Annotated in this window: 16 protein-coding genes; 9 read left to right on the top strand and 7 right to left on the bottom strand. The window is 70.8% G+C overall.

Annotated features, from left to right (window positions below; all coding sequences use genetic code 11):
* Window positions 1-2 precede the first annotated feature (2 nt).
* The 5 genes from eboE to ABZX61_RS49180 all read left to right on the top strand — a co-directional run bounded on the left by eboE (window position 3) and on the right by ABZX61_RS49180 (window position 7,277).
* Window positions 3-1,115: a metabolite traffic protein EboE gene (gene eboE / locus ABZX61_RS49160; protein WP_355205749.1), complete on the top strand. Its 1,113-nt coding sequence runs from the start codon at window positions 3-5 to the stop codon at window positions 1,113-1,115.
* Window positions 1,115-2,461: a nucleotide pyrophosphatase/phosphodiesterase family protein gene (locus ABZX61_RS49165; protein ID WP_355205752.1), complete on the top strand. Its 1,347-nt coding sequence runs from the start codon at window positions 1,115-1,117 to the stop codon at window positions 2,459-2,461. Before eboE ends, ABZX61_RS49165 begins: the two co-directional genes overlap by 1 nt.
* Window positions 2,458-3,603: an ROK family protein gene (locus tag ABZX61_RS49170; RefSeq protein ID WP_355205755.1), complete on the top strand. Its 1,146-nt coding sequence runs from the start codon at window positions 2,458-2,460 to the stop codon at window positions 3,601-3,603. Before ABZX61_RS49165 ends, ABZX61_RS49170 begins: the two co-directional genes overlap by 4 nt.
* Window positions 3,604-3,795: 192 nt before the next feature.
* Window positions 3,796-5,139, top strand: coding sequence for a ricin-type beta-trefoil lectin domain protein (locus ABZX61_RS49175; RefSeq protein WP_355205758.1), 1,344 nt, complete (start codon window positions 3,796-3,798; stop codon window positions 5,137-5,139).
* Window positions 5,139-7,277: an RICIN domain-containing protein gene (locus ABZX61_RS49180; RefSeq protein WP_355205761.1), complete on the top strand. Its 2,139-nt coding sequence runs from the start codon at window positions 5,139-5,141 to the stop codon at window positions 7,275-7,277. The genes ABZX61_RS49175 and ABZX61_RS49180 overlap by 1 nt, the downstream gene beginning before the upstream one ends.
* A gap of 51 nt (window positions 7,278-7,328) precedes the next feature.
* On the opposite strand, the gene ABZX61_RS49185 is transcribed toward ABZX61_RS49180, so the two are convergent.
* The 3 genes from ABZX61_RS49185 to ABZX61_RS49195 all read right to left on the bottom strand — a co-directional run bounded on the left by ABZX61_RS49185 (window position 7,329) and on the right by ABZX61_RS49195 (window position 10,931).
* Window positions 7,329-8,270, bottom strand: a complete 942-nt coding sequence (locus tag ABZX61_RS49185) for a hypothetical protein (protein ID WP_355205764.1) — start codon at window positions 8,268-8,270, stop codon at window positions 7,329-7,331.
* A 155-nt stretch (window positions 8,271-8,425) separates the two neighbouring features.
* Window positions 8,426-10,180: a non-ribosomal peptide synthetase gene (locus ABZX61_RS49190; protein WP_355205767.1), complete on the bottom strand. Its 1,755-nt coding sequence runs from the start codon at window positions 10,178-10,180 to the stop codon at window positions 8,426-8,428.
* A gap of 19 nt (window positions 10,181-10,199) precedes the next feature.
* The gene (locus ABZX61_RS49195) at window positions 10,200-10,931 is read right to left on the bottom strand and encodes a thioesterase domain-containing protein (protein WP_350737293.1); all 732 of its coding nucleotides are present in this window, start codon (window positions 10,929-10,931) and stop codon (window positions 10,200-10,202) included.
* 136 nt (window positions 10,932-11,067) lie between these two features.
* On the opposite strand from ABZX61_RS49195, the gene ABZX61_RS49200 reads away from it, so the two are divergent.
* The gene (locus tag ABZX61_RS49200) at window positions 11,068-12,291 is read left to right on the top strand and encodes a cytochrome P450 (RefSeq protein ID WP_355205770.1); all 1,224 of its coding nucleotides are present in this window, start codon (window positions 11,068-11,070) and stop codon (window positions 12,289-12,291) included.
* Here ABZX61_RS49200 and ABZX61_RS49205 read toward each other — a convergent pair.
* From ABZX61_RS49205 to ABZX61_RS49215, 3 genes are read right to left on the bottom strand one after another with little or no spacing between them, the layout of a single operon-like run.
* Window positions 12,231-14,072 (bottom strand): non-ribosomal peptide synthetase, encoded by a 1,842-nt coding sequence (locus tag ABZX61_RS49205; RefSeq protein WP_355205773.1) that lies wholly within the window; start codon window positions 14,070-14,072, stop codon window positions 12,231-12,233. The genes ABZX61_RS49200 and ABZX61_RS49205 overlap by 61 nt on opposite strands.
* A 16-nt stretch (window positions 14,073-14,088) precedes the next feature.
* Window positions 14,089-15,714, bottom strand: coding sequence for a PhpK family radical SAM P-methyltransferase (locus ABZX61_RS49210; RefSeq protein ID WP_350737286.1), 1,626 nt, complete (start codon window positions 15,712-15,714; stop codon window positions 14,089-14,091).
* Complete coding sequence (locus tag ABZX61_RS49215) at window positions 15,711-16,466, bottom strand: DUF2306 domain-containing protein (protein ID WP_355205777.1); 756 nt, start codon at window positions 16,464-16,466, stop codon at window positions 15,711-15,713. Before ABZX61_RS49215 ends, ABZX61_RS49210 begins: the two co-directional genes overlap by 4 nt.
* A gap of 111 nt (window positions 16,467-16,577) precedes the next feature.
* Here ABZX61_RS49215 and ABZX61_RS49220 point away from each other — a divergent pair, with 111 nt between their 5' ends.
* A complete protein-coding gene (locus ABZX61_RS49220; RefSeq protein ID WP_355205779.1) occupies window positions 16,578-17,423 on the top strand; it encodes a BTAD domain-containing putative transcriptional regulator in 846 nt (281 codons plus the stop codon).
* Here the strand turns inward: ABZX61_RS49220 and ABZX61_RS49225 are convergent.
* Window positions 17,420-18,628, bottom strand: coding sequence for a cytochrome P450 (locus ABZX61_RS49225; RefSeq protein ID WP_355205782.1), 1,209 nt, complete (start codon window positions 18,626-18,628; stop codon window positions 17,420-17,422). The genes ABZX61_RS49220 and ABZX61_RS49225 overlap by 4 nt on opposite strands.
* Before the next feature lie 152 nt (window positions 18,629-18,780).
* Between ABZX61_RS49225 and ABZX61_RS49230 the strand changes: the two genes are divergently transcribed.
* The gene (locus ABZX61_RS49230) at window positions 18,781-20,139 is read left to right on the top strand and encodes an MFS transporter (protein ID WP_355205785.1); all 1,359 of its coding nucleotides are present in this window, start codon (window positions 18,781-18,783) and stop codon (window positions 20,137-20,139) included.
* Window positions 20,136-25,676: an amino acid adenylation domain-containing protein gene (locus tag ABZX61_RS49235; protein WP_355205788.1), complete on the top strand. Its 5,541-nt coding sequence runs from the start codon at window positions 20,136-20,138 to the stop codon at window positions 25,674-25,676. Before ABZX61_RS49230 ends, ABZX61_RS49235 begins: the two co-directional genes overlap by 4 nt.

Consider the following 25,676-nt stretch of genomic DNA (forward strand, 5'->3'; position numbering starts at 1 on the left):
TCATGAGGCTGCGCCACCCGGACGGCTCGACGATCCACCTCGCCTACTGCACCAACGTGCACCCGGCCGAGGATCTCCCCGGCATCCACCGCCAACTCTCCGGTATCGCCGCGCGGGTCAGAACACTGCTCGGCGCCGAACGGCTCGGGCTCGGGCTGTGGCTGCCCCGGCAGGCCGCCGGTGAGCTGCTCGCCCGGGGCGACGAACTCGCCGCGCTGCGCGAGCGGCTGGCCGCGCTCGGGCTGGAGGTCGTGACCCTCAACGGGTTCCCCTACCGCGGCTTCCACGACGAGATCGTGAAATACCGCGTCTACCAGCCCGACTGGGCCGACGCGGAGCGGCTGCAGTACACGCTCGGGCTCGCCGAGATCCTCGCCGCGTTGCTGCCGGACGACGTCACCGAGGGCACAATCTCGACCCTCCCCCTCGCCTGGCGCACCGCATGGACACGGGACAAGGCGGCTGCGGTCATGGCCAATCTCGACGCGCTCGCCCAGGGGCTGCGGGCCCTGACCCACCGGACCGGCAAGGTGATCCGGGTGGGCTTCGAGCCGGAGCCCGGCTGTGTCATCGAGGTCACACCCCAGGCGACCGCCCTGCTGAGCGACGTGGACCACGACTACCTCGGCCTGTGCCTGGACGCCTGCCACATGGCCGTGGGCTTCGAGGAACCCGGCGCGGGCGCCCGCACCGGGCTCCCCATCGTGAAGCTCCAGGCGTCATGCGCCCTGGAAGCCCCGCCCGGAGCACAGCAGGCGCTGGCCGCGTTCGACGAGGCCAGGTTCCTCCACCAGACACGCTCCGCCACCGGATACGCCGACGACCTGGGAGAAGCCCTGGCCGGCGGCCTGCCCGCGGACGAGAGCTGGCGCGTGCACTTCCACGTCCCGCTGCACGCGGACCCGCCCCCTCCGCTCACCACCAGCGCCCCCTACCTGCGTGACCTGCTCAACGTGCTCCTCGGCGGCCCCAGCCCGCTCACCCGGCACGTCGAAGTGGAGACCTACACCTGGAACGTGCTCCCCGGCGCGTCCCCGGATCTCGCCGCCGGCATCGCCGCCGAACTCGACTGGATGCGAGGCCGGCTGACCTCGCTCGGCATGAAGGAGCAGTGATGGCACCGCTGATCGTGATCAACGTCGTCGGGCTCACCCCGCGCCTGCTCGCCCACATGCCGAACGTGGCCAAGATGGGAACGGCGGCCACACTGCGACCCGTGCTCCCGGCCGTCACCTGCTCGATGCAGGCCACCCTCCTGACCGGCGCGATGCCCCGCGACCACGGCATCGTCGGCAACGGATGGTACTTCCGCGACCTCGGCGAAGTCCTCCTATGGCGCCAGCACAACGCACTCATCCAGGGCAACCAACTATGGACCGCCGTACCCGGCCTGCGCACCGCCAACGTCTGCTGGTGGTACGCGATGGGCGCGGCCACCGACCTGCTCGTCACCCCACGCCCCATCTACCACGCCGACGGCCGCAAATCGCCCGACTGCTACACCCGCCCACCCTCACTCCACGACGACCTCGAGACCGCCCTCGGACCCTTCCCCCTGTTCACCTACTGGGGCCCGACCGCCGGGATCACCTCCTCCCAATGGATCATCGCCGCGGCCCGCCGCATCCTGGCCCGCGAACGCCCCGACCTGCTGCTGGTCTACGTACCGCACCTCGACTACGACCTGCAACGGTACGGCCCCGCCGGACCCGAAGCCATCGCCGCCGCCCGCGCCATCGACACCGCCCTCGCCCCGCTCCTCGCCGAAGAGGCAGAGGTGGTCGTGCTCTCGGAATACGGCATCACCCCCGCCTCCCACCCGATCGACATCAACCGGGCGCTACGCACCGCCGGGCTCTTGGAGGTCCACACCCAGGCCGGCATGGAATACCTCGACCCCTGGACATCCCGCGCCTTCGCCGTCGCCGACCACCAGATAGCCCACGTGTACGTACGCGACCCCGCCGACCTCGACCGCACCCGCGCCGTCATCGCCGAGCTGACCGGCGTGGACGAGGTACTCGACCAGGCGGGGAAGGCGAAGTACGGGCTCGACCACGAACGCGCCGGCGAACTCGTCGCCGTCGCAGAACCCGACGCCTGGTTCACCTACTACTACTGGCTCTCCGACGACCGCGCCCCCGACTTCGCCAGGCTCGTGGACATCCACCGCAAACCCGGCTACGACCCCGCCGAACTGTTCATGAACCCACGTGACCCCTTCGTCAAGCTCCGCGCCGCCACCGCACTGGCCAAGAAGAAACTGGGCTTCCGCTACACGATGCCCGTGGTACCACTCGACCCGGCACCGGTCCGGGGCAGCCACGGCCGCCTGCCCGACAGCCCCGAAGACGGCCCGCTACTCATCGGCCCCTTCGACCGCGACTCCTACGACGCGACCGAGGTCAAGGACCTGCTGGCCGGCCTGGTGAGGAAGGGGAGCCTAGACTTCACCCTATGATCCGGCCGCAGCGGGGGACGTCGCGTGACGTGCGGCGTACCAACAGGGCCGTGCTGCTGCGCACGCTCTTCTTCGACGGCGAGCGCAGCAGGTTCGAGCTCGCCCAGGCGACCGGCCTGAGCCCCGCCACGGTGAGCAACGTCGTCACCGGCCTGCTGTCCGACGGGATCGTCGTCGAGGTGGGCAGGGTCGAGTCGGACGGCGGCCGGCCGCGCGTCCAGCTCCGCGTCAACGCCCACCACGCCTACGCGGTCGGCGTCGAGGTGGGGGAGACCCGCGTCGGTGTGGAGTTGTTCGACCTGTCCATGACGCCACGGGCCAAGGCCGAGACCCCGTTGCGCCCGGGACGGCACGCTCCCGACCTGGTGGCCGGCCACATCCGTGAAGGCGTCGCCGCGGTGATCGCGCAGGCGGGCGTGGACCCCGGCCGCGTCCTCGGCGTCGGTGTCGGCGTCCCCGGCATGGTGCGGGGCTCGGTCGTCGACTCGCCGACGTTCGGCTGGAGCGGGGTACGGCTGGCCGACCTGCTCCCCGGCCTGCCCGTGTTCGTCGACAACGGCGCCATGACGCTGGGCCTGGCCGAGCACTGGTTCGGCGCGGGACGGGGCAGCGACTACATGATCATGGTGTTGATCGGTAGCGGGATCGGCGCCTGCATCATCACCGACGGCATCACCGTCCGAGGCGTGTCCGGTGGGGCGGGGGAGTGGGGCCACACCACGGTGATCGCCGACGGCCGCCCCTGCCGCTGCGGTGCGCGCGGTTGTCTGGAGGCCTACGTCGGCGCCGAGTCGGTCCTCGCCAGGGCGGGGATCGACCTGGCGGGCGTCGAGGAGGAGAGCGCCTTCGCGGCGCTGCTGGCCGACCCGGGCGCGCGTCCCCTGTTCGACGAGGCCGTCGGCCACCTGGGCGCGGGGCTGGCGAGCCTGGTCAACCTGCTCAATCCCGAGCGCATCGTGCTGGGCGGCTGGGCGGGGCTGCTGCTCGCCCGCGACCACCTGCCCGCGATCTTGACGGCCACGGAGCGCTCCGCGCTGCGCTGTTCCTACGACCGCGTCGCGATCGGGGCCGCCCACCTGGGGTCGGAGGGCGTCAAGCTCGGCGCCGCCATCCTGGTGGTGGATCAGTTCCTGGGCGCCTGAGGGCCTGTTTTCCCACCTGATTCAAGAGCCGTACCACGTTTCCGTCAACCCTTAAATTAAGTATTGACGCTCTTGTAAGGTCACCGTAAGGTCACCATGAGGTCACGACCGTGGATTTCTCTTAGCCATGGTGCTCACCCACGCCGGCGGCCGGCCGCCGGCGTACACCCCCCACAGAAGGTGACACCCCCCATGAAAAGACGAGGAATCATCCTCGCGTCCGTGACGGCGTTAGCCGTGGCGGGCCTCGCCTCCCCGGCCTCGGCCGCCACCGGTCAGATCACCGGCTACGGCGGCAAGTGCGTCGACGTCGCGGGCGCCAACAGCGCCAACGGCACCCAGGTCCAGCTCTGGACCTGCAACGGCACCACCGCCCAGTCGTGGACCACGCAGTCCGACGGCACGATCCGCGCACTCGGCAAGTGCCTGGACGTGGCCGGCGCGAGCAGCGCCGACGGCGCCAAGGTGCAGATCTACGACTGCAACGGCACCGCCGCGCAGCAGTGGACGGCCGCCTCCGACGGCACCCTGCGAGCGCTCGGCAAGTGCCTGGACGCCACCAACGTCAGCTCGGCCGACGGCACACCCCTGCAGATCTGGAGCTGCGGCACCGGCGCCAACCAGAAGTGGACGCTGCCCTCCGGCGGCGGCACCCCCAGTCCCGGCAAGCTGCCCGGCGCCCCGTACCTCTACATGGGGTGGGGGAGCCCGCCCAACCCGGGCACGGTCATGGACGCGACCGGCGTGAAGTCCTTCACGATGGCCTTCATCCTGTCCGGCGGCGGCTGCACGCCACGCTGGGACGGCTCGCGTGCGCTGACCGGCGGCGCCGACCAGCAGGCGATCAACACGATCAAGTCCAAGGGCGGCAGCGTCCAGATCTCCTTCGGCGGCTGGTCGGGCAACAAGCTCGGGCCCAACTGCGCCACGCCTGAGGCGTACGCGGGCGCCGTGCAGCAGGTCATCAACGCCCTGGGACCCGCGGCCGTCGACTTCGACATCGAGAACACCGACGAGTACGAGAACTACACCGTCCAGGACCGCATACTCAACGGCCTCAAGATCGTCAAGGCGAACAACCCGAACGTCAAGGTGGTCGTCACCTTCGGCACCTCCACCAGCGGCCCGGCCGGCGCGGGCACCCGGCTGATCAACCGGTCGAAGGAGCTCGGCGTCCCGATCGACAACTACACGATCATGCCGTTCGACTTCGGCGGCGGGTCCAACATGTACCAGAGCACGGTCAACGCGGCCGAAGGGCTGAAGAACGCCCTGAAGTCGGCGTTCGGCTGGTCGGACGCCACGGCGTACGCGCACATGGGCATCTCCGGCATGAACGGCCTGTCCGACCAGTCGGAGGTCACCTCGGTCGCCACCTGGACCCAGATCCGCGACTACGCCAACTCCCATGGCCTGACCAGGCTCGCCTTCTGGTCGGTCAACCGCGACCGCCCCTGCTCCGGAGGCCTGTCCGAAACCTGCAGCGGCGTCTCCCAGAACGCCTGGGACTTCACCCGGCTGACGGCGGGGTTCTGATGCGTGCCCTCGTCGTCCTCGTGCTGGTCGCGGCCGGGTTCGTCCTCATGCCGGTCGCGCAGGCAGCCGTCCCCACCGGCCTGACCACCGTGGTCGCCAAGCACAGCGGCAAGTGCGTCGACGCCCGCGGCGCCGCCACCGCCAACGGCACCGCCGTCCAGCAGTACGCGTGCAACGGCAGCGGCGCGCAGCTCTGGCAGTTCCAGGCCACCAGCGACGGCTACTACCGGGTCAACAGCTCGCTCAACGCCGCGCAGGCCTGGGACGTGACCGGTGTCTCGACCGCCGACAGCGCGCCGGTCCAGCTGTGGGCCTACGGCGGCGGCAACAACCAGCAGTGGCTGCCGGTGGAGGAATCCGGCGGCACGTACCACCTGGTCAACAGGAACAGCGGCAAGTGCCTCGACGTGTCGGGCGCCTCCACGGCCGACAGCGTGCAACTGCAGCAGTACGCCTGCAACGGCACGGCGGCGCAGTCGTTCACCCTGCCGGGCGGCGGCGGTGGCGGCCCCGATCCCGACCTGGGGCCGAACGTGCGCGTCTTCGACCCGTCGATGCCCGCGTCCACCATCCAGTCGCAGCTCAACTCGGTGTTCGGCCAGCAGCAGTCCAACCAGTTCGGGTCCAACCGGTACGCGCTGCTGTTCAAGCCGGGCACCTACAACGTGGACGTCAACGTCGGTTTCTACACCCAGGTCCTCGGCCTGGGACAGACACCGGACGCGGTGACGATCAACGGGGCCGTGCACGCCGAGGCCGACTGGTTCGGCGGCAACGCCACGCAGAACTTCTGGCGTTCCGCCGAGAACCTCTCGGTCACCCCGGCGGGCGGCACGGACCGGTGGGCGGTCTCGCAGGCGGCGCCGTACCGGCGCATGCATGTGCGCGGAAACCTGCAGTTGGACGACGGCGGCTGGTCGAGCGGCGGGTGGATCTCCGACTCGCGGATCGACGGTCAGGTCAGGTCCGGGTCGCAACAGCAGTGGATCTCCCGCAACTCGGCCTTCGGGTCCTGGAGCGGGTCGAACTGGAACATGACCTTCGTCGGGGTGTCCGGCGCGCCGGGCAACACCTTCCCCAGCCCGCCGTACACGACGGTGGGACAGGCGCCGGTGGTACGGGAGAAGCCGTTCCTCTACATCGACGCGGCGGGGGCCTACCAGGTGTTCGTGCCCGCGCTGAAGTCGAACTCCGCCGGGGTGTCGTGGCCGGGTGCGGGCACGTCGCTGCCGATCAGCCAGTTCTTCGTCGTCAAGCCGGGCAACACCGCCGGCGACATCAACGCGGCACTGGCCGCGGGCAAGAACCTGCTGGTCACGCCGGGCGTCTACCATCTGAACGACACGATCAGGGTCACCAGGGCCGACACCGTGGTGCTCGGTCTCGGGTTGGCGACGTTCGTACCCGACAACGGCATCACGGCGATGACCGTCGCCGACGTGGACGGCGTCAAGGTCGCCGGGCTGCTGATCGACGCCGGGACCGTGAACTCGGCGACGCTCATGCAGGTCGGCCCGGCGGGCTCGGCGGCCTCACACGCGGCCAACCCCACCTCGCTGCACGACGTCTTCTTCCGCGTCGGCGGCGCCGGGGTGGGCAAGGCGTCACAGAGCCTGGTGATCAACAGCGACGACGTGATCGGTGATCACACCTGGATCTGGCGGGCCGACCACGGCAGCGGCGTCGGGTGGAACACCAACACGACCGTCAACGGGCTCGTCGTCAACGGCGACAACGTGACGTTCTACGGGCTGTTCGTCGAGCACTACCACCAGTACCAGGTCATCTGGAACGGCAACGGCGGGCGGACCTACTTCTTCCAGAACGAGATGCCCTACGACCCGCCCAACCAGGCGTCCTGGATGAACGGCTCCACCCGTGGCTGGGCCGCCTACAAGGTCGCCGCTTCGGTCACCTCGCATGAGGCCTGGGGGCTGGGTAGCTACTGCTACTTCAGCGCCAACCCCGGGGTGGTGGCCGACCGGGCCTTCGAGGTGCCGAACACGCCGGGGGTCCGCTTCCACCACATGGTGACGGTCTCCCTGGGCGGCACCGGAACCATCGCCCACGTCATCAATTCCACGGGAGGCCCGAGCAACTCCTCCACAAACGTCGCAAACCTCACCGAATACCCATAACCCACCGACGCGTCCTCCCCTTTGCCGAAAGGGGGAGGACGCGTCCGCGCGTTACTGGGCCTGCTGGTCGTACAGGCCGTCCATCATCCGCAGGAGCGGCGCGGGGTACGAGCCCTCACCCTCGTCGCTGAACTCTCCCCCGTACGACGCCTGCCAGTCGCCGGTCGAGGTGTTCCGGATGGAGGTGTGACTCAGCGTGCCGCCATCGGCGTTCGAGCCGTAGAGCGCCCAATGGTGGGCAGTGCGCTTGTTGGTCGCCGAGTCGGAGCTGACCGTGTCATCGTGCTTCGAGGCGAGGAAGGTGTAGTCCGTGCCCATCTGGGAGAGCGGCTGCTTTCCCAGCCAGCTGATGAAGCCGCTGCCCGGACGCATGTCGCTGCACTGCTCGTGGGTGATGGCGCACGCGGTCACCACCGCGCTGCCGATGCCCTGGTGTGGCGTGGCGAACGTGACCATGTCCTCGATGTACAGGAATGGGGGCCAGGCTCTGGGCCACACGGTGGCGCCGAGGTTGTTCGGATCGACCGTCAGCCCGCTCAGGTCGGGCGGCGGCTTGCCCACGCCGTACCTGTTGACGCCTTCGATGGCCGCCTTCGCGACCAGACCGCCCATGGAGTGCGTGACGACGTCGATCGCCACGTCCTTGCTGGAGTACAGGTAGTAGACGGTCCACGCGAACTGGCGGCCGACCTCCTGGATGCGCGTGTCGGTGGTCCCCTGGAGCCTGAGGTCGCAGTTGGTGGCCTTGTTGTAGTAGCCGAAGGTGACGACGTCGCCCCAACCATTGGCGTTCAGCACCTGCTTGGCGCTGTTCCATGCGCCGGAGCAGCTGATGTCGGCCTCACGGTCGAACCCGTGGACCATGACGGTGACCCGGTGTCCGTTGCCGCGCGCGGGCGCGGCTGACGCGGCGGGTGCGGTGGCGATCAGGGTGGCGGCGACTATGGCCCCGACCAAGGGCAGGGCAAAACGGGATCTGGCTAATCTGTGCATCCACGGTCTCCGTTTCCGTTGGGCCGGAGGCAGAGTAGCGCGCAGACGATCATTCTGTGAATGAGTTGAACCTTCGACATTCCGCCGTTCACGCGGGGCTCGCAACCGAGCGGGCGCGCGAGCCGGCTCGCGCACGGGCGGACCGGCAAGCACCGTCAGGCGACGGAGGGTCTGGTCTGGTCGATGACCTTGGCGAGGTCCTCGACCACGCTGTTCTCGAAGACCACCTCAGGTGGAAGGTCGGTCTTGAGGTCGCGGCGGATGCGCATGCGGCCGCGCGCGGCGAGGAGGGAGTGGCCGCCGAGGCCGAAGAAATCGTCGTGGACGCTGATCGACTCCACGCGGAGCAGTTCCTCCCAGAGCTGGACGAGGTAGCGCTCGGTGGCGGTGCGCGGAGGTTCGTAGGTGCGCCGCCGCCGGGAGCGGTCCTCGGCGGCCTCGCGCAGCCGCGCCCAGTCCCGTTTGCCGTGCGCGTCCAGCGGCATGGAGTCCAGGACGACGAACTCGGCGGGGACGTAGGCGGCGGGCAGCCGCTCGGTGAGGAAGGCGCGCACGCCGACGGGTGAGAACTCCTCGGCCACGGGGATGACGAAGGCGACCAGGCGCAGGTCGCCGGGCTCTCCTACCGCCGTCACCGCGACCTCGCCCACGTGCGGGTGCTGGTAGAAGGTGCGTTCGATCTCGGCGGGCTCGACCCGGTGGCCGGAGATCTTGACCTGGCTGTCGACGCGGCCGAGGTATTCGAGGGCTCCGTCGGCACCGGTACGCACCAGGTCCCCGGTGGCGTACATGCGGGTGCCGTCCGCGGCGAACGGGTCGGCGACGAAGCGTTGCGCGGTGTGCCCGGGCTGGTCCAGGTAGCCGCGTCCTACGGCGGCGCCGCCGACGTACAGCTCACCGGTGGAGGCGGGGGCGAACTGATCGTCCAGGACGTACAGACGCGCTGACGCGGTCGAACGGCCGATGGGGACCCGGGTGCAGTCGTCGGGGAGCTCCTGGACACGCTGGGCGGTGCAGGCCACGGTGGCCTCGGTCGGGCCGTACAGGTTGAGCAGGTCCCCGGAGAAGCCTCCGGCCCGCAGCTCGCGGCAGGTGTCGGCGAGCAGCACGTCGCCGCCCGAGCACAGGACCCGCAGGGAGGCGAACGCCTCGCGGTCGTGGCGGGCGACCTGGTTGAGCGCGATGGCAGGAGCCAGCATCGCGGTGACGCGGTGCCGCCGGAGTTGCCGCCGCAGGTCGGCGCCGATGAGGTCGGCGAAGGCGGGCATCACGACCAGATCCGCGGCGCCGGCCATGCTACGCAGCAGTTCGAAGGTGAAGGTGTCGAAGGACAGGTTCGACGCCTGCGCCATCCGGTCGCCGGGGCCGACCGTGGGGAGGGCGGTGTCCGTGGCGAAGGCGACCATGTGGCGGTGTTCCAGCACGACGCCTTTGGGCTGACCGGTGGATCCGGAGGTGAACAGGACACAGGCCGCGCTCTGCGGGGCGACGTGTGCCGCCGGACCCGAAGCGGGAGGTAGGACGCGCCAGTCCAGCTCGGCCACCTCCACGGGCAGGCTGGACAGCCGCCTGGTCCTGCCGGGATCGGTGAGCAGCAGGCGCAGGCGGCCGGCCTTCACCATCTGCTCGCGCCGCAACCTGGGATAGCTGACGTCGATCGGCACGTACGCCGCTCCCGCGCGCAGCACACCGAGCACCGTCACCACGGCGCCGACGCCACGCGGCAGGTGGACGCCGATCCGGTCCTCCTCCCGCACGCCGAGCCTGACCAGTTCGTGCGCGACGGCGTCCGCCCGCTCGGCCAGTTCCGCGTAGCTGAGGCTGGTCTCTTCGTCGCTGACGGCGGGCAGATCCGGATGGGTTCCGACGGTTCTGGCGAGAAGCTCGGGAATCGTCGCGGGTGCAGACACGGCGCTCATCCTCTTCGCATCAGTAGTCGAGATCTTCCTCGATGACCTTCCTGAGCCCGGTGGCACCTGCCAGGAAGTTCAGCGGATCCCCGGGAAGCAGGTGGACGCGTGTCTCGCCGTACTCCTGCCACTCGGCCAGGTCGTCCGGTCCCACGTCGAGGTCGTCCGCCCAGCCGATGGCGCTGATCGGCACCCCGATCGCCTTGGCCGGCGGCGCGTAGTCCAGGCACATCCGCACGTCCTGCCGCAGGACGCGCACCGACAACGACACCAGCTCGTCCGGGATGGCCCCGTCGCCGAGGTCTCCGGCGACGCGCCGGAGCTCCGCGGCGATGCGGTGGTCGGACATCCACGGGTGGTAGTAGCCGTAGAAGCCCCGGCTCGGGGTCAGGGACGCCGACACGAACAGCCGCTCGGGCGCCCGGACGCCGATCTCCATGGCGCGGGTGGCGAACGCGTGCGCGAGCAGCGCGCCCATGCAGTGGCCGATGAGCGCGTACGGCCGCGCCAGGTAGGGCAGGAGCGCCTCGACGGCGTCCTTGGCGAACGTCTCGAAGTCGCGGTACGGATCTTCCTTGATCCGGTACTCCCGGCCGGGAAGCTGCACGGGATGGACCTCGGCCTCCCCGATCCGCCCGGGCCAGCGCCGCAGCGAGGACGCGCCGGAGCCGGCGTAGGGGAAGGCGAACAGCAGCGGCCCGTCTCCGGCCGACGGCTCCTGCAGCAGCCAGCGCGTGGATGGTCGGCGCACATGCCCTCCAGAAGTCTCGACTGCCGACTGACGCTAGCCGGGAGGGGTTAGCCGCCGGTTACGCAAGAGAGGCGTAACCGGCGGCTAACCACGCCGGGGCATAGTCGGGAGCACGTGCGAACCGGAGGTGTCCCAGGTGCTGCCCGTACTCGACCCGGACCAGGTGGAGTCCCTGGACCTGACCTCACCGACGATCCATGCCGAGGGTGACCTGTCGGCGGTGTGGCGGCGCCTGCGGTCGGAGCACCCGCTCTACTGGCACCCGCCGATGGGCGGCAACCCGGGCTTCTGGGTCGTCACCCGGCACGCGGACGCCGTCAGCGTCTTCCGCGACGGCCGGCGTTTCACCTCGACGTCGGGCAACGTGCTGGAGACCCTGCTCGTGGGTGGCGACTCGGCCACGGGCAAGATGCTCGCGGTGACCGACGGCCCCCGCCACACGGAGGTACGCCGCATCATCACCGGCGCGCTGACCCCGGCCGTGTTCGACCGGCTGGCGCGGCGGATCGAGGATCAGGTGCGGCGGCTCGTGGCGAACGCGCTGGAGCGCGAGGACTGCGACTTCGGCGACGACGTGGCCGCCCAGGTGCCGCTGGCCACGATCTGCGACACGCTCGCCGTGCCCGACTCCGACCGCGCCTACATCCACCGGCTCGGCTCCACCTCGGTCAGCTCGCACGGCCCTGCCCACACCTCGGCCGACGGCTGGAACTCCAAGAACGAGATCCTCGCCTACTTCATCGAGCTCGCGGAGGAGCGACGCGGCGGCGACGCCGATGACCTGGTCAGCATCCTGGCCAACGCCCGCGTCAAGGGGCGGCCGCTCGGCACCGACGAGATCGTCTTCAACTGCTACAGCCTCATCCTGGGCGGCGACGAGACGACCCGGCTGGCGATGACCGGCGCGGTCCTCGCGCTGGCCGAGCACCAGGATCAGTGGCGGGCGCTGCGCACGGGTGAGGTCGGGCTGGACAGCGCCGTCGAGGAGGTGCTGCGCTGGACGACGCCGTCGCGGCATCTCGGCCGGCTGGCGGCGGAACCGGCGGACCTCGGTGGCGGCCGGGTCGAGGCGGGCGACATCGTCACGGTGTGGCTGGCTTCGGCCAACTTCGACGAGCGGGAGTTCGCCCGTTCCGAGCGGTTCCTCCTGGATCGCACGCCGAACCGGCACCTGACCTTCGCCTACGGGCCGCACTTCTGCCTGGGCGCGCGGCTGGGCCGCATCCAGCTCGCGGCGACCCTGGCCGCCCTTCGTGACCTGGTCGGCGGGATCGAGGTGACCGGCACCCCCCGGCGCGTCTATTCCAACTTCCTCGGCGGCACCTGCAACCTGCCGGTCAGGCTCACTTCCGCCAAGTAGGCGTCCAGGTAGGCGGCGAGGTCGCCCAGGACGGGGTGCTGGAAGACCGTCACCATCGGGATCGCCGGGACGCCTTTGCGGCGCAGGTGCGCGACCAGCCGGATGGCCAGCAGCGACTGGCCGCCGAGCTCGAAGAAGTTGTCGTCCACGCCGACGCGCTCGATCTCCAGCACATCGCGCCACGCGTCGGCGACGAGCCGCTCGGTCGGGCTCATCGGCGCCGCCTCAGCGGGGAGCTCCTGCCGCACCGGGGGCGGCAGCGCGCCGCGGTCCACCTTGCCGCTGCCGGTCAGCGGGAAACGATCAAGCCCGACGAGTACGGCAGGCAGCATGTACTCGGGCAGGTAAGCGGCGGCTGCGCGCCGTACCAGATCGGCGTCGAACGAGCCCGCGCGCTCGAGCCTGCAGTAGCCGATGAGACCCGCGCCGCCCGGCATGTCGTCGCGGACCATCGCGACCGCCTGGACCACGCCCGGGCAGCGGCTCAGCACCGCCTCCACCTCACCCAGCTCGATCCGGTACCCGCGCAGCTTCACCTGGTCGTCCACGCGGCCGACGAACTCCAGCCGCCCGTCGGGGCCGATCCGCGCCCGGTCGCCGGTCCGGTACATGCGCGTGCCGTCGCCGGCGATCACGTCGGCGACGAACCGCTGCGCGGTCAGCGCCGGAGCGCCGGCGTAGCCGCGGGACACGCCGTCGCCGGCCACGTGGATCTCGCCTTCGACGCCGGGGCCGACCGGCCTCAGCTTCTCGTCGAGCAGGTGGATGCGGACCCCGGGCAGTGGCTCGCCCAGGTGCGGCCCGGACGTGTGGTCGATCGGCGCCCACGTGGCGTCGACCGTGCATTCGGTCGGGCCGTACAGGTTGACCGGCGTCAGGACCCCGGCGGCCCGCCGGTCCGCCAGCCGGCTCCACAACGCGGGCGCGACGGCCTCCCCGCCGACGAGCAGCCGCAGGGGCGGCCCCTCGGCGCGTTCGGTCAGGTGGTCGAGCAGCGACACCAGGTGGGACGGCGTGATGTCGAGCTCGTCCAGCCGCTCCTCGGCGATGAGCGCCGCCAGCGCCTGCGGGTCGCCGCGCACCTGGTCGTCCACGAGGACGACGGTGTCTCCCCGGCACAACCGCGACCACTGCTGTACGGAGGCGTCGAACGACGGGCTGGCGTTCCACCCGATCCTGGCCGACCCCGGCCCGACGGCGTGCGCCAGCTTGTCCACGAGCGCGGCCAGCGACCCATGCGTGACCTCGACGCCTTTCGGCCGCCCGGTCGAGCCCGAGGTGTAGATGACGTAGGCCCGGTCTCCGGGCAGGATCGGGGCGCGGCCCGGGACCGCTCCGGCGGCGACGCGAGCACAGGTGTCCACCGTCAGGACCTGCCTGCCGAGGGCGGGCGAGACGCGGCGGCGGGTGACGGGGTCGGACAGGACCAGCTCCGCGCCCGCCTGCCGGCACATGTAACGCAGCCGGTCGATGGGCAGCGCCGGATCCAGCGGCAGGTAGGCGCCTCCGGCGCGCAACGTGCCGAGCAGGGCGGCCGCGAGGTCGATCCCGCGCGGCAGCAGCAGCCCGACCAGGGACTCGGCGCCGATGCCGCGCCTGATCAGCCCGGCCGCGATCGCGGCGCTGCGCGCGGCGAGCTCTCCGTAGGTCAGCACGCCGCCCCGGTGGACGATCGCCGGACGGTCCGGGCAGGCGGCGGCCGTCTGCTCGAATCGGCTGACCACCGTACGCGGGCCCGGGGCCGCCGGGTCGGTCGTGTCGGCAGGCGCGGGCAAGGTCATGCGGTTCTCCCGGGCGTCAGTAGCTGAACTTGGCCGGCGCCACGTCCAGCACGGCCACGCTTTCGGCGAATCGCCGCTCCAGAGCGGCCAGGCGCTCCGGGTCGCCGCCCCGGTCGCGCACCCCCATGAGTTCCTGGCTCGTCCGCAGGAGCCCCATGAGCTCCCGCACGCTCACGCCCTTGCCGTCCAGGTAGGGCAGCGACCAGAAGTCGAAGTCGTACAAGGGCAGCCACACCGACTCGGTGACGCGGTCGAGCATCTCGTCGGTGAGGTCGGCGGCCTGCGAGGAGGTCATGCTGAAGTGCGACCACTTGTAGCCCTCTCCCTCGATGCCCAGCAGTTCCTTCTGCTGGTAGATCGGCGAGCGGGGGTTGGCCCACCAGGCCTGGGCCCGCCACAGGTCGGGGGCGGTTTCGTTGAGGAAGTCGATGGTGTTGCCGACGGTCTTCTCGGTCTCGCCGGGGAATCCGACGATGATCGAGGCGAAGGTGGTCACGCCACGTTCCTTGAGCCTGGCGATGCCGGCGCGGTACTGGCTGTCCTGCGCGAGCTTGTGCATGTTGGCCAGCACGTCGCTGTCGCCGGACTCGATGCCCAGGAAGACGCCGGAGCAGCCACTGGCGGCGGCCAGGTCGAACGACTCCTCGTCGCGGGCGTTGGAGCAGCGGAAGTAGGAGTACCACCGCAGGCCGAGATCCTCGTCGATCATCATCTGGCAGAGCTGCTTGAACCGCTTCGGCGGCACGTTGAACGTGTCGTCCACGAAGACCACGTTGCGGACGCCGAGCTCGGCCAGCGCGCGAAGCTCCTTGCGCACCGTCTCCACCGAGGCCGTGGTGAGCGCCCCGGCGCGCGTCGGGTAGTCGCAGAAGCTGCACTTGAACGCGCAACTGCGCGCGGTGCGAAGCTGCGCGGTCGGGCCGATGAGGTCCGGGCTGAAGCCGGCCCAGTCGATCGAGCATTCGTCCAGATCGTTGGCCTCCGGGCGGCGCCTGGTGCGCACCCAGGTGTCCTCGGGGCAGTGGATCAGGTTGTCCACGCCGGACAGGTCGCCGCCGGCGCGTACGGCCTGGCAGAGCTGGCCCAGGCTGTGCTCACCCTGCGATTCCTGGATGTAGGAGTCGGCGCCCATGGCGAAGAAGAAGTCCTGGACGGCGCCGTTCACGCCGGACTGGCACAGGTTGTCGATGAGCGGGCCGCCGACCACGATGTGGCTGGTCGGCGACATCTGGCGGATGTACTCGACGACCGGGCCGACCGGCAGGATGTTGACGTAGAAGGTGGTCGTGATGGCGACGACGGCGGGCCGTTCCGCCAGCAGCGCCGCCAGCCGGTCGCGCTCGCCGGTGAACAGCGAGACGGGCTCGGCGCGCAGGCCGCGCCTGCGCAGGTAGCTGGTCAGGTAGAGCGCCGCCAGGTTGAACACCTCGCCGACGTGGTATCTGTCGGCCCGGCCGGTGCCGCGGTTCCTGAGCCGGCTGAACGCGTCCAGCCACGGCATCGCCGCACCGTCGACCACCAGGTGCTCGGCGCGCATGATCTGGTATTCCGGCGTGCCGGGACCGGCCCGCTCACACATGACCCGGTAGTCGTCGAAGTCGCCCTCGTTGTAGCCGATCACCACGCAGTCGAGCTCGCTCATGCCGTCTCCCGTACGGTGTGGCGCTGTTCACGGTCCAGCCACCACTCGATGAAGATGAAGGCGAGCGTCCATGGCAGCCAGGTGACGCTCGCCGAGACCGCCAGTTCCAGGGCGTGCTTGTCGCCGCCGAACGTCGTGTCGAGCTGGTTGGCGAGGATCATCCCGATCGGGAAGCCGAGGAGCCGGTTGAAGATGATCGAGATGGTGAGGGTGAAGCTGCGCAACATCCACCGGCGGTGTTCGGCGTAGCGGCCCCGGCGGGCGTTCACGAAGCCGAAGGTCGTGACGGTGAACCACAACGACGCCAGCACGATGTCGCTCAGCGCGCTGGCCGGGCCGAACCCCCACAGCACCGAGATCACCACCGCGGCCGTCGCGGCAGGCCACACGCCGGCGACGACGTAGGCCCGGCCGACGACGCGGTGCACACGGGGGTGCCTGCGGCGCAGCCACGGCCACACCTGGAAGACACAGCCGACCATGGCCACCGTGGCGCCGAGTATGTGCGTCATGAGCACGGGGAAGAACAACGGCTGTTCGTCCGGCGAGATCCTGCCCACCTTCGGGTTGAAGGCGAGGTACCGCGGAATGGACAGGCTCACGAATATCGTGACGGCGATCGCGAGCACGCCGAGGGCGATGCGGCCACCGAGCCGCCGCCGACGGGGCCGGGCTGCGCGGCTGGGATGACCGTCCCGCTCCTGACCGTCGGTCTGTGCCGGGCTGACGGGCGATTGCGGTACGGATGGCATACGCACAGGATGAACTGCGGCCCCGTTTCCCAGGCATCCCTTCTTCATGTGACATCACCGGCCGCCGCACCCGCGGGTAGCTTCGAGTCCCCGGAGAGACGGGGAGAAGACGTGGAAGAACGCATCTCTGTCCGCACGTTCGGCACGTTCGAGCTGGCGTTCGACGGCCGCCCGGTGGGACGGTGGAAGGCGGGCAAGGCCCGCAACCTGCTGCAGTTCCTCCTCCTGCGGCAGGGGCGGATCGTCTCGCGCGATGTGCTGTACGACGCGTTGTGGCCGGACGGCCCGTGGCCCAAGGGCTCCAGCTCGCTCAAGGTCGCCGCGCACATGCTCAGGAAGGTCCTGGACGGGCAGCCGGAGGGCGGCCCGGGCCTGCGCCTGCTCACCCGCGAGTCCGGCTACCTCCTGGAGGCGGCCGGAGTGCCGCTCGACTTCGAGCTCTTCATCCGCCTGGCCGACGAGGCGCACGCGGCGCAACGGCGCGGCGGCCGGGCGGAGGCGGCGGCGCTCTACCTGCGCGCCGACGGGCTGTACGCGGGCGACTTCCTGCCGGACGAACCGTATGAGTGGGCGGTGGCGCAGCGGGAGTGGCTGCGCAGCAGGCTGCTGTGCGGCCTGACCTACCTGGCGGAGACGAACATCCTGCGCGGCGACCACGTCGGCGTCATCAGGTGGTGCCAGCGGATGCTGGAGGTGGAGCCGTTCCACGAGGAGGCGTTCCGGGCGCTGATGCTGGTCCACGGCCATCTCGGGCAGCTTGAGCAGGTGCAGCGCTGGTACCGGCTGTGCGACGTACGGCTGCGCCGGCACCTGCAGACGGCTCCAGACCTGGCCACCCGGCGGCTCTACGCCCGCGCGGCGCACGGCGCGTTCACCGGGCGGGCCATCGATCCCCGGGTGTGGCGGCACGAGCTGCAGCCGGACGGCCACACCTCGCTGCTGCGCTCGACCGCCTAGGCCGCCACCTCGACCGGCAGATGTTTGATGCCGAGCATGAAGTTCGAGGCCAGCCGTTCGATCTTCCCGCTCGGCGTGAAGCGCAGGCGGCGCCGTACCAGTTCCTCCACCAGCAGCGTGATCTCCATCCAGGCCGCGGACATGCCCACGCAGCGGTGGTTGGCGACGCCGAAGGCCAGGTGGTGGTTGGGGGCGCGGCCGAGGTCGAGCCGGTCGGCGTGGGGGAAGGCGCTCTCGTCGCGATTGGCGGAGGAGTTCCACAACGTCAGCGTCTGCCCGGCGGGTATCCGGATCCCGCGCAGGGTCACGTCCTTCGTGGTGGTCCTGCGCACGTAGGCGTTGGTCGAGGTCCACCGGAAGAACTCGTCCACCGCCGTGCGGACCAGGCTCGGGTCGTCGTGCAGGCGGCGTTCCTCCTCCGGGTGGCCGATCAGCGTCTCGACGATCGCCGAGGCGGTGAACGGGGTGGTCTCGTTGCCGCCGACGGCCACGTTGAGCGCGTTGTAGAGGATCTGGCTCTCGGTCAGGCCGCGCCCGTTCGTCTCGGCGGCGAGCAGGATGCTGACCAGGTCCTCGCCGGGCTCGGCACGGCGCCGGTCGAGCAGCTCGGTGAGGAGGTCGAAGATCTCCACCTGGGCGCCGACCAGGGTCAGGGCCTCGCCGCTGTCCCTGACGTACTCCTCGTCGCGGAAGCCGATCATCGTGCGGGTGAGGTGGAGAAGGTGGAGCGCGTCGGCGCGGCCGATCCCGAACATCGCGGCGAGGAGACCGGCGGGCAGCGTGGGGGCGACGTCGGTGGCGAAGTCGCCGCCGCCGTCGGCGGTGAGGCGGTCGAGCGCGTCGGTGAGGTACGCGCGCACGTGCTCGGCGGCCGCGTGCATCATCCGCTTGTCGAACGCCTTGTGCACGTGGTGGCGCAGCAGCCGGTGCTCGGGCGGGTCGGAGCAGATGAGCATCTGCCCGGTCGCGGTGTCGGTCGCGCTGCGGAACGAGCCGCCGAGCACGGTGCCGTCCTTGGAGGAGAACGCCACCGGGTCCCGGTAGACCGCGCTCACGTCCGCGTACGTGGTCAGGGCCCAGTAGCCGCCGTCGGCGGTGGCGTTCCAGTAGACCGGCGCGTGCTCGCGCAGCCACGCCCAGGCGGCGTACGGATCGCCGGACACGAACAGGTCGAGATCGTCGAGGTCGATGAGCGCTGTCGCCATGGCGGCGAGGGTAGGCGGCGGCGGTTGGCCACCGGTTACGCGCGCCGGAAAGCGACGGGTGTGTCCCCTGAAGTGGGGAGGTGATGGCGGCTGCCGGATCCACGAGCATGGGCGCGTGCGACGGCCATCGACGGCGGACGGAGCGATCGCTCATGCGTAGGTTCACCACACTCTGGGTGGGTTATCTGGTCTCGGTGCTCGGCTCCTCGCTCACCAGCCTCGCGCTCGGTGTGTGGGTGTTCCAGCGGACGGGCTCGGCCACCCAGTACGGGCTGATCATCGTCATGAGCTTCCTGCCGGGCATCCTGGCGACGCCGGTCGCCGGGGCGCTCGTGGACCGCTGGAGCCGGCGCGGCATCCTGGGAGTGAGCAACGCGCTGTCCGCGGTCACGATCTTCGCGCTGGCGGCGTTGTTCCTGAGCGGGACGCTCCAGCCGTGGCACATCTTCATCGTCGTCGGCATCCAGTCGCTCCTGCGCGCGCTGACGGCGCCGACCATGAACTCCATCGTCATCCTGCTCGTGCCGAAGGAGCAGGTCGGCCGCGCGAACGGGATGGTGCTCCTGGCCCAGGCCCTCGGCGGCACCCTGGGCTTCGCCGCGGGCGGCGTGCTGCTGATGGGCGTCGGGCTCGGCGGCGTCCTCCTGATCGACTGCGCCTCCTTCGTCGTCAACATGCTGGCCGTGCTGCTCGTCTCCATCCCGCACCGGCGCAGGTCCGAAGGGGGTTCGACGGGCGGGGACGGCCTCGGCGCCGAGATCCGGCAGGGCTGGCGCTACCTGTCGGCCCGCCGCGGCCTGCTGGCGCTCGTCGTCCTGTACGGCACGGTCGGCGTCGCGGTCGCCCCCGCCGACGTGCTGATCACGCCGGTGGTCCTCTCCTACTCCTCTGCCGAAGCACTCGGCGTGGTGCTGGCGGCCGCGGGAGTCGGCGCCGTGGTGGGCAGCCTGGTGCTGGCCGCCTGGGGCGGGCCGCGCCGCCGCATCCACGCGCTGGCCGGCCTCACGCTGCCGATCGGTGGGTTCATGTGCCTGGGAGTGGTAAGGCCCAGCGTCGTCCTGATCATGATCGCGGCCTTCGGCTACTCGTTGTTCTCCACGATCGTCGACGGCACGGCCAGGGGCATCCTCCAGGTCGAGGTCGAGCCGGACCTCCAGGGCCGGGTGTTCGCCCTGTTCAACATGGTCGCCAACACGGTCCAGTGTGTGGCCTTCGCGCTCGCCGGTCCGCTGGCCGACCAGGTCTTCGAGCCGCTTCTGCGGGACGGCGGGCCGCTCACCGGCTCGGTGGGGACGTTCTTCGGGGTGGGCCCGGGCCGGGGGACCGCCCTGCTCATCCTGTTCTGCGGCCTGGCCGTGATCGTGACGGCGCTGGTCGCCTACCGGCAGCCTGACCTGCGTGCCCTGCCCGACCGGCCCACCGGCGGCGCGAAGAAGGCGGCGGCGAAAGACGAGCCCGATCCACCGGCAATGGCTCTTGCGCGGGAACGCGCGGATGGGGAGACCTCATGACCGACCTGCAAAGCCGGATCGCAGCTCTCTCACCGGAGCAGAGGGCGAAGTTGGAGTCTCGGGTCGCGGACCTGCTGGCGACCCGCGAGCCCGCCCGCGAGGAGCGGATCCGGCCACGCGATCGTTCCCTCCCCACCCCGCTGGGCATCGCGCAGCAGCGGGAATGGGCCATCGAGCGGCTCCGGTCGGCCAACAACATCAACAGCGCCTTCCGCATCGAGGGCAGGCTCGACCTCGGCCTGCTCGGCAGCGTGCTGACGGAGGTCGTCGAGCGTCACGAGGTGCTGCGCTCCACGGTGGAGCTCCAGGATGACGGCACGCCTGTGCAGGTCGTTCATCCCACCGGTCCCGTGCCCACTCCCGTGGTGGACCTGACGCACGTCGCGCCCCAGGACCAGCGCGCGGCGGTGCGGCGGCACTGCAAGGCCGAGATCATGCGTCCCTTCGACCCCCGCGACCCGCACCGGTTGCGGGTCACGCTGCTGCGCCTGGCCGAGGACCTGCACGTCGTCCTGTTCACCACCGACCACGCCGCCTCGGACGCGTGGTCGTTGTCGATCATCGTGCGCGAGCTCGTCACCCTGTACGGCTTGAAAAGGAACGGCGGCGGCACGCTGCCCGCCCCCGGCATCCAGTTCGGCGACTTCGCCGCCTGGCAACGCCGGCAGTTCGACGACCAGAGGGTGGCCGCCGAGCTGGAGCACTGGCGGCGGACGCTCGACGGCATCGATACGCCGCCCGAGCTGCCCGCCGACCGGCCGTATCCGGCGCGGCCGTCGTTCGCCGGCGACGTCCACATCGTGAACCTGCCGGCGGAGCTCACCGCCGCGCTCGGCGCCTTCAGCGAACGCGAGAACGCCCCGCTGGTCTCCATCCTGCTGGCAGGGTGCTCCATCCTCCTCCACCACTACCTCGAACAGGACGACCTGGTCGTCGGCTCACTGGTGTCCGGCCGCAACCGGCTGGAGACCGAGCAGGTCATCGGCTGCTTCGCCAACCCGCTCCCGCTGCGCGTGCGGCTGACCGGCGAGCTCACGCTGCGCGAGGTCGTCCGGAGGGCACGGGAGGCCATGGCCGTCGCCATGGATCACCAGGACGTGCCTTTCGAACGCGTGATCGAGCTGCTGGACCTGGGCCGGGAGGCGTCGCAGACCTCGCTGAGCCGGTTGTGGATCAACGTCCTCACCGTGCCCGGCGAGACCCTGGAGGTTCCCGACCTGCGGATCAAGCCGGAGCCGATCGACCTCGGGCTGGTGTCGGTCGACCTCACCCTGTCGGCCATCCCGAGTCCCGAGTCGCTGCAGCTCCAGTGGCACTACATGACCGAGCTGTTCGACAGGGAGACCATCGTCCTGCTGGCCGGGCAGTTCGAGGAGATCCTGCGGCAGCTCGTCACCGTGCCCGACGCGGCGGTGCGGCAGCTGACGCTGATCGCCGCCCCGGTGGCACCCGTCCGGCCGCAGACCTCGGACGCCGGTTTCGTCGAGTTGTTCCAGCGCCGGGTCACGCTCGCGCCGAACGCGCCCGCCGTCGTCTGCGACGGGGCCGCGACCAGCTACGGCGACCTCAACCGGGCCGCCAACCGGCTGGCGCGGGAGCTGCGGGCCAGGGGTGTGGGCCGGGAGACTCCCGTCGGCATCCTGGTGGAGCGTTCCCCCGAGCTGGCCGTGGCGATCCTCGGTGTGCTCAAGGCCGGCGGCGTCTATGTCCCCGTCGACCCGTCGTATCCGCCCGAGCGCATCTCCTTCATGCTCGCCGACGCGGGTGCGAAGGTCCTGATCACACAGGCACGGCTCGCGCCGCTCGTGACCGACCCGCCCGCCGCAACCGTCCTCCTCGACGGCCCCGCGACCGGCGAACACGCCGACCACGACCTGGACGACCCGCCGGACCTCGCCTCGCTGGCCTACGTCGTCTACACCTCGGGCTCGACCGGGCGGCCCAAGGGCGCCATGATCGACCACGGCTCGCTGGTGACGTTCGCCCGCGACATCATGGAGCGCCTCGGGCTCGGCGCCGGCGACAGGTTCCTGCAGTTCGCCTCGCCGGGCTTCGACGTGCTGGTGGAGGAACTGTTCCCGATCTGGCTGGCCGGTGGCGCGGTGGTCATCCCGACCCAGCACCTGATCAGCGGCGAGGCCGACCTGGTGGATCTCGTCGAACGCGAGCGGCTCACCGTGATGGAGCTGCCGACCGCGTACTGGCACGAGTGGGTACGCGAACTCGACCGGCTGGGCCGGATGCTCCCGAGCTGCCTGCGCCTGGTGATCATCGGCGGGGAGCGGGTCCTGCCCGAACGGCTGGCCATGTGGCCGCGGCTCGGCGTGCCGCTGATGCACGTCTACGGGCTGACGGAGACCACGGTCAGCTCGACCTTCTTCCGCCTCGACCCGGGCGAGAGCTTCGCCTGGCCGAACCTGCCGATCGGCACCCCGATCCCGTCGGCCGACCTGCGCATCCTCAACAGCAGACTCGCGCCGGTGCCGACGGGCGGCGTCGGCGAGCTGTACATCGGCGGGGTCAGCCTGGCCCGCGGTTACCTCGGCCGCCCCGGCCTGACCGCGCAGCGTTTCGTCGCCGACCCCGCGCACCCCGGCGAGCGCCTCTACCGCACCGGCGACCTGGTCCGCCGGCGCCCCGACGGGAACCTCGAGTTCGTCTCCCGCGTCGACACGCAGATCAAGATCCGCGGCTTCCGGGTGGAGCCCGCGGAGATCGAGTCGGTGCTCAGCGGGCATCCGCAGGTCGGCGAGTCCGTCGTGGCCCTCTACGAGCCCGTGCCCGGCGACCGCCGCCTGATCGCCTACTTCGTCCCGGCACGCGCGGAGGACGCGCCGACCCTCACCGAGCTGCGCCGCTACCTCGAACGCGGACTGCCCGCGTACATGGTGCCCTCGACGCTCGTGGAGCTCGACGCGCTTCCCCTCAGCGCCAACGGCAAGCTCGACCGCAAGCGCCTGCCCGCGCCGGACGGCGGCAGGCCCGAACTGATCGAGGACTACGTCGCGCCGAGCACGCCGCTGCAGCGGAGGCTGGCCGACATCGTGGCCACGGTCGTCGGCGTGGACAAGGTCGGCATCTACGACAACTTCTTCGAGCTCGGCGGCGACTCCATCCAGGCCATCCAGGTCGTGGCCAGAGCCCAGGAGGACGGGATCGGGCTGTCGCCACTCGACTTCTTCGAGCAGCCGACGATCGCGCTGCTGGCGCAGGCGGCCACGGACGCCAGCCCGGACCGGATCGTCCGGCCACGGCCGCCGGACGCCGAGCCGGTGCTCTCCTTCGACCAGGAACGCCTGTGGCTGGAACACCAGCTTCGGCCCAAGACCGCCTACCACGTCGGCGGCCGCTACCGCCTCGCCGGCCCGCTCCAGGTGGACGTGCTGGAGGCCAGCATCCGCGCGATCGTGGCGCGTCACGAGGTGCTGCGCACCACGTTCCCCGTCGTGAACGGCCGGCCGGTGCCCGTGGTCGGCGAGGTGGGCGACTGGCGGCTCGACGTGGTGGACCTCTCCGCCGCCGAGGACGGCTTCGAGATCGGCAAGCGCATGCTGGACGAGCAGTTCAGCGCCGCCTTCGACCTGGCCGAGGGCCCGCTGTTCAAGTGCACGCTGGTCCGGCTGAGCGACACCGAGCACCTGCTCAACATCACCTCGCACCACGTCGTCTCGGACAACTGGTCGATCGGCCTGTTCGGGCGGGAGCTGCTGGCGCTGTACGAGTCGGGCGGGGACCTGGCGCGGGCGGGCCTGCCCGAGCTCCCCGTCCAGTACCGCGACTTCGCCGTCTGGCAGCGCGAACGCCTGACCGGGGACGCGCTCGCGGAAAAGGTCGAGTACTGGCGCGGCCACGTGGCCGGAGCGCCGCCCGCGATCACCATGCCGAACGCGCCGCTGAACCTCGGAGCCGGGGGCGGGCGCAGCATGCTGAAGATGACCGACGAGCAGACGGTCGCGCTGCATGAGCTGTGCCGCCGCCTCGGCGTCACTCCGTTCATGCTGGTGCTGGCCTGCCTGGCGACGGTGCTGCGGCGCTGGTCCGGCCAGTCCGACATCGTGATCGGGACCTCCGTGAGCGGTCGGACCGACGTCGCGCTGGAGAACCTGATCGGCTGCTTCATCAACACCATGCCGCTCCACCTCGACCTGTCGGGCGACCCGGACTTCACCGAGCTGCTGCGGCGGGCCCGCCAGGTGTCGGTGGACGGCTACACGCACTCGGACACGCCGTTCGACGTGCTGGTGAAGGAACTGCAGGTGCCCCGCGACCCGCGCAGGACGCCGATCTTCCAGGTGGTCCTGAACGTGTTCGACCTGCCGCCGATCCGGCGCATCGGCGACATCGGCCTCGAGGTGATGCCGCTGCCGGAGCTGTTGAGCAGCTTCGACCTCGTCTTCACCGCGCTGGAGGCGTTCGGGGCCTTCCAGCTCCGGCTGGAGTACGACGCCGAACGGTACCAGGCGCCGATGATGGACGCGCTGCTGGAGCACCTGCGCACGATGCTCAACGCGGTGGTCCGCGATTCGGGCAAGGGGATCCTCGACTATCCGCTGGAGGAGGCGGCCGAGGTCACGCCCGGCGAGCGGGTGATTCCCGCGCCGCACCTGGCGGTGGTGCGGCAGGGCCGTACCTCTGAGCGGGCCGCGGTGGCGGACCGGGACGGTGAGTGGAGCTACGGATGGCTCGCCGCGGCGGCCGAGCACATCGCGCGGGCGCTTCCCGACGCGGAGAGGATCAGCATCGTCAGGCGGCCCACGGCGGCGTTCGTGGCGGCGGTCCTCGCCTGCGTGCGGGCGGGAGCGGCGTTCGGCGTGGACGCGGCCGGCGCGCCGGGCCCGGCGGTGCTCGACGTGGGTGAAGGCCCGCTCGACCTCGGCGATCTCGGCGGCGCTGCCGAGGGTCTTGACGACCTCGCGGCGGCGGACCGGCGGGACTGGGCGGTCGAGCGGTTCGGGCTCCGCGGTGACGACCGGTTCGCGGCGGTGTCGAGCAACCCCGCCCATCTGGTGTCGGCGATGACGAGCGCGTTCCACGCCGGAGCGACGCTGGTCGTGCCGGACCGCTCGTTCACCGGGGACCTCGACGGCCTCGTGGCATGGCTGAAGGAGAACTCGATCAGCGTCGCCTACGTCGACGCGCCGCTCCTGCGCACCATCGCCGCGGGCGGGAACCTGACGGAGCTGCCGGGGTTGCGGTGCGTGTTCGTGGACAACTCGGGCGAGCTCATCTCCCACGACCTGGACGCGCTGCGGGGGCTGTCGCCGGACTGTCAGTACGTGGCGGTCTACCGGATGGGCCTCGACGGGCGGCCGCTGGCCGCGTACGCGGTGCCGTACGACTGGCAGCTCGACGCGGCGCCGCTGCGGGTGCCGCTCGGCGCGCCGCTCGACGACCTGCCCGCGCGGTTGCTGCACCCGTCGGGACAGCCGGCCGCGACCGGCGAGGTCGCCGAGATCTGCTTCGGCGACTACCACACCAGCGACCTGGGCCGCCGCTGGGCGGACGGGACGCTGGAGTTCGTCGGCAAGCTCCGCTGA

It is taken from the genome of Nonomuraea sp. NPDC003709 (assembly GCF_040610775.1).
In the GTDB taxonomy this organism is placed as follows: Bacteria; Actinomycetota; Actinomycetes; order Streptosporangiales; family Streptosporangiaceae; genus Nonomuraea; species Nonomuraea angiospora_A.